Below are 9,075 nucleotides of genomic sequence, written 5' to 3'. Positions count from 1 at the left end.
GCTGATCGACAGTCTCTCGCTAGTCTACATGGCGGGCTCCGAGATTGATTTCGTCGACAACCTGCTCGGCCAGTCCTTCCAGATCAAGAATCCGAATGCGGTGGCAAGCTGCGGCTGCGGCACCAGCTTCGCGATCTGATCCAAGAATTACTTTCCATTGATAACCGGCCGAAGATTTTCTTCCGGCCGGTTTCTTGTCTTGTCCGCCGACGCCGGAGCGCGATAAAAGAGCGTTCAGCACAGAGAGCAGGATGAAGCCATGAAGATCGCGACTTGGAACATCAATGGCGTCAAGGCGCGTATCGACAACCTCACGCAGTGGCTGAAGGATTCCAGTCCTGATATCGTCTGCCTGCAGGAAATCAAGACGGTCGACGAAGGCTTCCCGCGGCTCGAAATCGAAGCGCTCGGCTACCATGTGGAAACGCATGGTCAGAAGGGCTTCAACGGCGTTGCCATTCTTTCCAAGAGCTCGCCATCCGAAGTCAACCGCGGCCTGCCGGGTGATCCGCTAGACGAGCAGGCGCGATTCCTCGAAGCCGTCTTCTCCCTGCCCGGCAACAAGGTGGCGCGCGTCTGCTGCCTCTACCTGCCGAACGGCAATCCGCCGGAAACGGAAAAATACCCCTACAAGCTCGCGTGGATGGAACGCCTGCAGAAGTTCGCGGCCGAGCGCCTTGAATACGAGGAAATTTTCATTCTGGCCGGCGATTACAATGTCATTCCCGAGCCGCATGACTGCTTCGACCCGAAGGTCTGGGAAAGCGATGCACTCTTCCTGCCGCAGACGCGCCAAGCCTTCCGCCGGCTGGAAAATCTCGGTCTCGTCGACGCGGTGCGTTCGGCAACCGATGCGACGGCGCTCTATTCCTTCTGGGATTATCAGGCCGGCGCCTGGCCGAAGAACAACGGCATCCGCATCGACCATTTGATGCTGTCGCCGGAAGCAGCCGACCGCATGACGTCAGCGGCCATCGAAAAGCATGTGCGTGCCTGGGAAAAGCCGTCGGACCACGTGCCCGTCGTCGCTTACTTCGATTTCGCTGCCTGAGATTTAAAGCTCTGAAACTTAATCGTCCGAGCCGCTCGCAATCGTGTGCGACAGGGATACGGCCGTGCGCCGATCCGCTTCGCTGGCGATCGAGAAGGCATCTTCCTGAAGCGATTGCATCCAGCTGCAATCCTTCGGCTTACAGCGATCGAGAGCCGCCGTCATCAGCGCGAGACCGCGAGCAGACTGGCCCTCATCGAAGAGGATGTTGCCGAAGACCGCCATGGCGCCGGGATGGCCACTCTTGCGGGCCTGATTGAGCCATTTCTTGGCCTGATTGACATTGGCGCTGCCGCCCTCGCCAGCCAGCATCATCTGCGCAAGCTGGAACTGCGCCTCGGGAACGCCGAAGGTGGAGGCAACCTGGAAATAGAGCTGGCGGGACTGATTGAGATCGATCTTCACCGGGCTGCCGGAAATGCCGTGCTTGTAGTAGTTGGCAAGCGACAGCAGCGCGTTGATGAAGAAGCCGGTATCCTCCGAGCCAGGCTCCACGCCCTGCTGTGCAATCTCGCTGTAGATCTTGAAGGCCTCGAAATCGTCCTGCGCGACACCGTCGCCATCAGCATACATGTTGGCGAGCGCCCAGCGCGAACCGGTGTGGCCCTTTTCGGCGGCGTATTTATAGGCCTCGACCGCCTCTTCCTTCTGACCATTCTTGTAAGCTTTGAAACCAAATTTGAAGAGATCGAAGGGGCCCGATTCCTTCGTCACGCCCGTCTTAATGTCGAATGCCAGGACCGGACAGGCCAAGGCCAGCGAAACGGCCATCGACATGCTGAGCAGCATGAATTTGAGCAATCTGAACTCGGACGTTACCATCTTTACCGGTTTCTTTCGTTCATCACAGACGCCTGGCGGCGGCTTTTTTCGCCGTTCTGCCCGCGTGGATGCATTCCTTCCAGGCGAGCGATCCCGCGGCGGGCTCCAAGGCCCCTTTACCCGCGTCGCTTCCAGCCCCATGCCCCTCTTTCAAAACCAGCACATCCTTGTGAACCATCCGGCTTCCGGCACGGCCCGCATGTGATGCCTGCGGCACTCCTTTCGCGACCCAGGTCCCCACCCGTCCGCCTTTATCGTCTTCGTAAACAGCAAATGTGACCAAACCGGTATCGCACCCTTTCGTAGGGAACGAAGCTTCATGCCGGGAGACTGAAAATGATTGAAACGAGTAAATCTGCAACACTACCGAGTGGGCGGATTTCCGGCCGGAAATGCCTCTGGCGGAAAGCAAAACGGCTGCTGCCGCTGGCTTTTCACCCCTGCTGTCGCAATGTCTGGCGTTACCGGAAAAAATTCGACCCATGCTACTGCTTACGCACACCCTACGCTTGTCATCTCCTCGCCCGCTAATAGCGCTGCGCCCTCTTTGTGGCGGGAAATGGACAAATTCGCCCCGCCGACACCATACGCGAACCGTCGTAAAAAAGTGTTGCTGAATCGTCACAAAACGAGACGAGAAGATGGAATGATTAAGAGCGGCAAACAAAGAAGAGCCCGGCACTGCCGGGCTCCTCAATTCTTCAAATCAGGGAATTAAAACTTGACCTTTATACTTGTCGATAGCGCAGCAACCAGATCGTTGCCAAAGGAATAGGAGACATCATCTCCAAACGTGACGCCATTCTGTGTCACGACGCCAGACGAACCACTCGTCAGCACACCAACAGCACCGGCGACGCGCCACTCGATGTGCTCGGTCGGCGTGAAGGCTGCACCGACACCGAGTGTCCAGCTATCGGTCTGAGCGCCATAGCCCTGGCTGGTGCCACGATCCCAGGTCAGGCTGACGGCACCTGCCCATTGGTCATTGAACTTGTGGCCGACGCCGCCGGTGATGGTCCAGCCGTCGCGATAGAGAAGGTCGAGTGAGGTCAGTTCCGTCTTACCGCCAGAGGTGCAGGCGATCACGCCCTTTGTCGATGTCGGGCAGAAAGGCACGGACTGCAGCACACTCCAGTTCGTCCATTTGACCGAACCGAAAGCGAGCCAATCCGGAGCGATACCGCTCTGCAACTTCAGTTCGAGTGAATCCGGCGCTTCGGCGGAACCGAAGACGGGCGTGACGCGTCCGTAAGGCGCGGCATTCAGCGGCGCAAAAGGTGCGGTAACCTGGGTCAGATCTACCGTGCCCGTCAGGTTGTCGTATTTGACACGGCTGTTATAGACGAGGCTCGCGCGCATCGCATATTCCGGGATCTCGTATGCGAGACCGGCGCGCCAGCCCCAGCCATTGTCTTCGAGATCGAGGCGACCGATGCCGTTACCCGTACCGACCAGAAGCGGAACCGTCGAAACCAGACGCTCCTTGAAGCCCTCGACTTCCTGATAGAAGGCGCCGCCGATGAAGCGAAGCTGTCCCGGACCGACATCGAAGCGATAGGAGCAGGTGCCGCCATAATTACGGGTTTTGATCTCCGTCTCGATATTGTTGTTGGCGCCAGCCCAATTCAAGCCGGGATCCGTGTGCCCGCCGAAGGGCTCAGAATAGTCGACAAGGCAGTCGATCGCATCGCCGAAACCGGCCTTGAAGCCAATATAGGGAACGGCGTAATTCGCGGTATCGTCGGCGGTGCTCGAACGGCTGTTCAGATTGCCCCCCCCTGGAGATACCGAGGTATCCGTGTCGCGAGCATTCTTCAGCTTGCGCTGGGGCGTGACATAAATAACGCCCGATTGAAACGAGAAGGGCGAGGTATCGAACAATTGATCGATATTATAGCCGCCGCGCTCCAGACCACCCGCAAAGGACGGTGAAGCGAGCGCCGAAAGGATAATGAGCGATGTTACGCCCCTGGAAAACATACGCGCTGCCATTGTGTCTCCCCCACTCAAGCAATTGATGTAATCACACTGTGCTAGTGAACTTAACAAATCGCAACGAGGCGCTCCGCTGCGACGCGAAGTTGCGTTATGACTAATTTACGTAACTAATTGACGGGCACGTCAAAAAATCGGATGGATGAAATCCTATTCTTCCATCTGTAGATTTTTAAGGGTCCGTTAGATTTTTTTTCCATCAAGAGTGAAAGCTGTATCAAACTGACAACAGTGTCAGTTTTCGCGCACAGCATGCCCAAAATGGGTGATATCCACAGGGGTAGCGGCCTTAACAGGTCTAATTTTATAGAATCATCATACTTTTGAACGCAAAAGGCGCGCTCCAAGGGAACGCGCCTTCAGGAATAATATACTCGTTACCCGCGATTATCCTGCTTCGCTAACTCGCGCTAGAGCAGTCCTCAGGCTTTCGATCTGGCCCGTCAATTCGGCGTGACGCTCGCGTTCGGCCTCTACCACTTCGGGGTTGGCATTGGCGACGAACTTCTCATTCGAGAGCTTGCCGTCGATGCGCGCGACTTCGCCCTCGGCCTTCGCAATCGCCTTTTCGAGGCGGCTCTTTTCCGCCGCAAGATCGATCAGATTGCCAAGCGGCAAGCAGGCGGTCGCTTCTGCGACGATGATCTGAGCAGCACCCTTCGGTGCAGATTCCGCCAGTGAAATACCCTCGACCCGCGCCAAGCGCTTGATGGCCGCGTCATGACGGAACAGCCGTTCACGCGTCAGGCTGTTGGCGCCAACGACGACGAGCGGCGCGGTGGCCGATGGCGGCACGTTCATTTCCGAGCGCACCGAGCGGATGCCGGAAACGAGGTCGATCAGCCAGTTGATCTCATCGGCCGCAGCATTGTCGGCATAAGACGGCGACGGCCATTCGGCGTGGCAGAGCAAACCGTCACGTTCCTGGCCCTCACCCGCCGTGTGCGCCCACAGCTCTTCGGTCATGAAGGGCATGAAGGGATGCAGCAGCTTGTAGATCTCTTCCAGAACATAAGCGCTGCAGGCTTGAGCTTCGGCCTTCGCGCCCGCGTCTTCACCACCGAAGACCGGCTTCAGAAGTTCGAGATACCAATCGCAGAACTGGTTCCAGACGAAACGATAGAGCGCCCCGGCGGCATCGTTGAAGCGGTAGGCCTCAAGAGCTTCCGTAACGTCACGTTCCGTTCGGGCAAGCTCCGTCAGGATCCAGCGGTTGATGGTGAGTTCGGCTGCTTCCGGCACGAAATGCGGATCGCTCTTAACGCCGTTCATTTCGGCAAAGCGCGTGGCGTTCCAGAGCTTGGTGCCGAAATTACGGTAGCCGGCAATGCGGGCTGGATCCAGCTTCACGTCGCGGCCCTGCGCAGCCATGATTGCCAGCGTGAAGCGCAGCGCATCCGCGCCATATTCGTCGATCAATTCGAGCGGGTCGATGACGTTGCCCTTGGACTTCGACATCTTCTGCCCGTTCTTATCGCGCACCAGTGCGTGAATATAGACGGTATGGAACGGCTCGACCGGGTTATCGTCCTCGTCCTTCATGAAATGCAGGCCCATCTGCATCATGCGAACAACCCAGAACGGGATGATATCGAAACCGGTGACAAGAACGCTGGTCGGGTAATATCGCTCCAGTTCGGGCGTCTTGTCCGGCCAGCCAAGTGTCGAGAACGGCCAGAGGGCCGAAGAGAACCAGGTGTCGAGCACGTCTTCGTCACGTACCAAAATCTCGCCCGGCTTGAAGTTCTCAAGTAGGTCCTCGACATAGGCCTTCATCGGTCCTTCATGCGACAAGTAGTGCTGGATGGCGGCCTGCAGCGCCTCCTCTTCGGTCTTCTCGACGAAAACCTGACCATCCGGGCCATACCAAGCCGGAATCTGGTGACCCCACCAAAGCTGACGGGAGATGCACCACGGCTGGATATTCTCCATCCATTGGAAATAGGTGTTTTCCCAGTTCTTCGGGACGAACTTTGTCCGGCCTTCGCGAACGGAGGCAATGGCGGGCTTGGCAAGAGTCTTGTTGTCAACCCACCATTGCTCGGTCAAACGCGGCTCGATCGGCACGCCACCACGATCGCCATGCGGAACCATATGCTTATGCGGCTCGATCTTGTCGAGCAGTCCGGCTTCCTCGAAAATCTCGACGATGATCTTTCGTGCAGCGAAACGATCCTGGCCTTCCAACCGGTCCCAGGCGCCATGCAAGGCGGCCGGGTGATCGAGACCTTCCAGGAAATCCTCATTGTCCTTGATGGTAATCGTGGCGTCCACATTCATGATGTTGATGACACGCAGCCCGGTGCGCCTGCCAACGTCGAAGTCGTTGAAGTCATGCGCAGGCGTAACCTTGACCGCGCCGCTGCCGGCGGTTGGATCTGCGTAGCTGTCAGCAACGATCGGAATGCGTCGCCCAACGATCGGCAAGATGACATGCTTGCCGACGATCGACTTGTAGCGCTCGTCCTTGGGATTAACCGCAACGCCGGTATCGCCAAGCATCGTCTCCGGCCGCGTGGTCGCAACCACGAGATAGTCGCGCGTTTCGAATTCGGTGGGCTTGCCTTCCTCATCAAAAGCGATTGGGTACTGGTAGGTGACGCCGTCTTCCAGCGGATAGCGCAGATGCCAGAGATTGCCTTTGAGCTCGATCTGCTCGACTTCCATGTCGGAAATCGCCGTCAGCAACTTCGGATCCCAGTTGACGAGGCGCTTATCCTTGTAGATCAGCCCTTCCTTGTAGAGCGTCACGAAGACTTCGAGAACGGCCTGCGATAGGCCCTCGTCCATGGTGAAGCGCTCACGCGACCAGTCACAGGAAGCGCCGAGACGCTTCAGCTGGTTGAAGATCAGGCCGCCCGATTCACCCTTCCACTCCCAAACCTTTTCGATGAAGGCATCGCGGCCCATCTCGCGGCGGCCGGGAAGCTGTTGTTCCATCAGCTTGCGCTCGACAACCATCTGCGTGGCGATGCCGGCATGGTCCATGCCCGGTTGCCAAAGCACATCCTTGCCGCGCATGCGCTCGAACCGCACCATGACGTCCTGCAGCGTGTTGTTCAGCGCATGACCCATGTGCAGCGAACCGGTCACGTTCGGCGGCGGAATGACGATGGTGAAGCTGTCGGCGCCCGGCTTGGCATTGGCGCCGGCGCGGAAGGCATCGGCCTCATCCCATTTCGCAGCGATTTTCGGTTCGACGGCGGCGGAATCGTAGGTCTTTTCGAGCATTTTCTGACCAATTCGAGGTTCGAGGATGGGCGTTTTGTAAATAGGATGGTTACGGCCAAGTCAATAAAAAAGCCGCCCCGGAGACCGGAGCGGCTCTTGTCTGGAAAAAGCGTTTCCGATCAGCGGCGCGGGCCGCGCGCCACGCGTTCGATCTCTTCGCGCACGAGGCGTTCGACGAGCGTCGGCAGATTGTCGTCAAGCCATTCGCGCAGCATCGGCCGCAGCATGTCTTCGGCAATCTCATCCAGCGAGCGGCGCTCGGCTGCGCCATCGATGGCGGCGGCGAGCTCTTCAAAGGAACGGGCAACCTGCAGGCCAGTGTTCTGGGACAGAAGTGACGGCAGAACTTCTTCCGCTACACGCAAAGGCGTAACTTCGGCAGGCTGGAAGGCCACCGGCTCGACGCGCTGTTCGACGACGGGAAGCATGGGTGCCTCCTCGACGAGCGCGGGCTGCGGAACCTCGGGCAGGCGCTGCTCGGCAAAGACCGGCGCAGGCTCGGGCGCATAGTGGGGGACGCGAGGAACCGGAGCCGGCTCGACCGGGCGGGGAGCAGCCGCTACGTGTGGCGCGTCATAAGCTGACTGCGGCTCGAATTGCGGTTGCGGTTCGCGGAACACCTGGGGCATATCACGCGGCATGTCACGGAGGGCCTGGCCGGCCTGAACGGCACTACGCTCGGAAGCGGCGCGGACGCGGGCTGCGACATCGGCAAGCGACATGGCTCGGGCCGGCATTTCCGGCTCAGGCGCAATGCCGGCAGAATTTGCAGCGACGAAACGAGGATCGGGACGCAGCGCAGACGGCTCCGGGAACTCAACGCCGGCATAGGTATCGTCAACCGTCAGATGGATTTCGGAATCGTTGTCCTCTTCCGCACCGTAAACGGGAGGAAGCGAGGCGGAAATCGCCTTTCCGGCGCCTGGCTCATTGCTTTCGATGATCTGGCGAATGGAGGCCAGGATCTCTTCCATGGACGGTTCACGCACTACACCTGGCTGAGCCATATCTATCCCCGTTATCCCTTAACAACGACCGGATGGCGTGGAGCATGCACCCGAATCACCATGACCTTAGAATACCCCAAAGGGGAAAAAAATCAGCGCGAATCAAACAAATGCAGCCATGCACAGTTTTGTTACCCAAGTGTAAGCGAAGTCTGTGAAGGCTTTTAAGACAGCCGAAACGAAAACGGGCGCCCATGGCGCCCGCTCAAAAAAATCGGCGGTAGAAACGCCTTAAAATACGAATTCATGAGCCTTGGCGAAACCGGGCAGCGGCTTGACCGAAGCATTGAAAAAGACGTTCTCGGAAAGAGCACCGCGCTCGCTGACGAAGACCTTCGCGCGCGCAGCATTGCCATACCCCTGCACGACAACGAGACGACCGCCATCCTGCAGCTGGGCGAGAAGTGCCGCGGGAACTTCTTCCACCGAACCGTTGATGAAGATCAGATCATAGGGAGCGCCGGCGGTATTGCCCTTCTCAAGCGGGCCAGTCGCCACCTGCACATTTGCATAACCGGCGAGATTTGCCTTGGCTTCGGCCGCAAGGGTCTCGTCCGATTCGAGCGCCACGACGGAGCCCGCGATCAGCGACAGCAGCGCGGAGGCGTACCCCGTGCCGGCGCCGACTTCGAGAACGGCATCATCCTTGGTGATAGCTGCGAGTTGCAGCAGCTTGGCGAGCGGCGACGCCTCCATGAGGAAACGGCCCGGATTGCCAGCGGTTGCCGGAGCAATTTCGATATCATTGTCGATATAAGCCAGCACCTTCGCCTTCTCCGGCACGAACGCCTCGCGCGGAACGGTGAGGAAGGCCGTCAGCACCGAATGCGAGGTAACGTCCGTGGTGCGGACCTGGTTGTCGACCATCTTTACGCGTGCTGCTTCGAAATCCATCATATCCTCTCGCCGATGAAAGCGGTTCTGTCTTCCGTCTCTTAATCTCCGGCACGAATGCTTTCAAGGCTT

General features: G+C 58.4%; 7 protein-coding genes. 2 read left to right on the top strand and 5 right to left on the bottom strand.

Features of this window, described 5'->3' with window-relative positions; translation table 11 throughout:
- Together AC1DM5_RS30740 and xth are read left to right on the top strand one after the other, a co-directional pair.
- The coding region (locus AC1DM5_RS30740) for a HesB/IscA family protein (RefSeq protein WP_477976520.1) at positions 1-139 on the top strand (139 nt) is incomplete at its 5' end.
- A gap of 120 nt (positions 140-259) precedes the next feature.
- Positions 260-1,051 carry an exodeoxyribonuclease III gene (xth, locus tag AC1DM5_RS30735; protein WP_477821012.1) on the top strand — a complete coding sequence of 264 codons (792 nt, stop codon included), beginning with the start codon at positions 260-262 and terminating at the stop codon, positions 1,049-1,051.
- An 18-nt stretch (positions 1,052-1,069) separates the two neighbouring features.
- Here xth and exoR read toward each other — a convergent pair whose 3' ends face one another.
- The 5 genes from exoR to AC1DM5_RS30710 all read right to left on the bottom strand — a co-directional run bounded on the left by exoR (position 1,070) and on the right by AC1DM5_RS30710 (position 9,006).
- A complete protein-coding gene (exoR, locus tag AC1DM5_RS30730; protein WP_477976518.1) occupies positions 1,070-1,873 on the bottom strand; it encodes an exopolysaccharide production regulator ExoR in 804 nt (267 codons plus the stop codon).
- Positions 1,874-2,587: 714 nt separating this feature from the next.
- Positions 2,588-3,868: an OmpP1/FadL family transporter gene (locus tag AC1DM5_RS30725; protein ID WP_477821010.1), complete on the bottom strand. Its 1,281-nt coding sequence runs from the start codon at positions 3,866-3,868 to the stop codon at positions 2,588-2,590.
- 390 nt (positions 3,869-4,258) lie between these two features.
- The gene (locus AC1DM5_RS30720; protein WP_477821009.1) at positions 4,259-7,102 is read right to left on the bottom strand and encodes a valine--tRNA ligase; all 2,844 of its coding nucleotides are present in this window, start codon (positions 7,100-7,102) and stop codon (positions 4,259-4,261) included.
- Between the two features lie 119 nt (positions 7,103-7,221).
- On the bottom strand, positions 7,222-8,109 hold the full coding sequence (locus AC1DM5_RS30715; protein WP_477821008.1) for a PopZ family protein: 888 nt from the start codon (positions 8,107-8,109) through the stop codon (positions 7,222-7,224).
- 231 nt (positions 8,110-8,340) lie between these two features.
- The gene (locus AC1DM5_RS30710) at positions 8,341-9,006 is read right to left on the bottom strand and encodes a protein-L-isoaspartate O-methyltransferase family protein (RefSeq protein WP_477821007.1); all 666 of its coding nucleotides are present in this window, start codon (positions 9,004-9,006) and stop codon (positions 8,341-8,343) included.
- Positions 9,007-9,075: the final 69 nt, after the last annotated feature.

The sequence above is a fragment of the Rhizobium sp. 01T437 genome (assembly GCF_056398505.1).
This window is presented reverse-complemented; position numbering and strand designations above follow the sequence as displayed.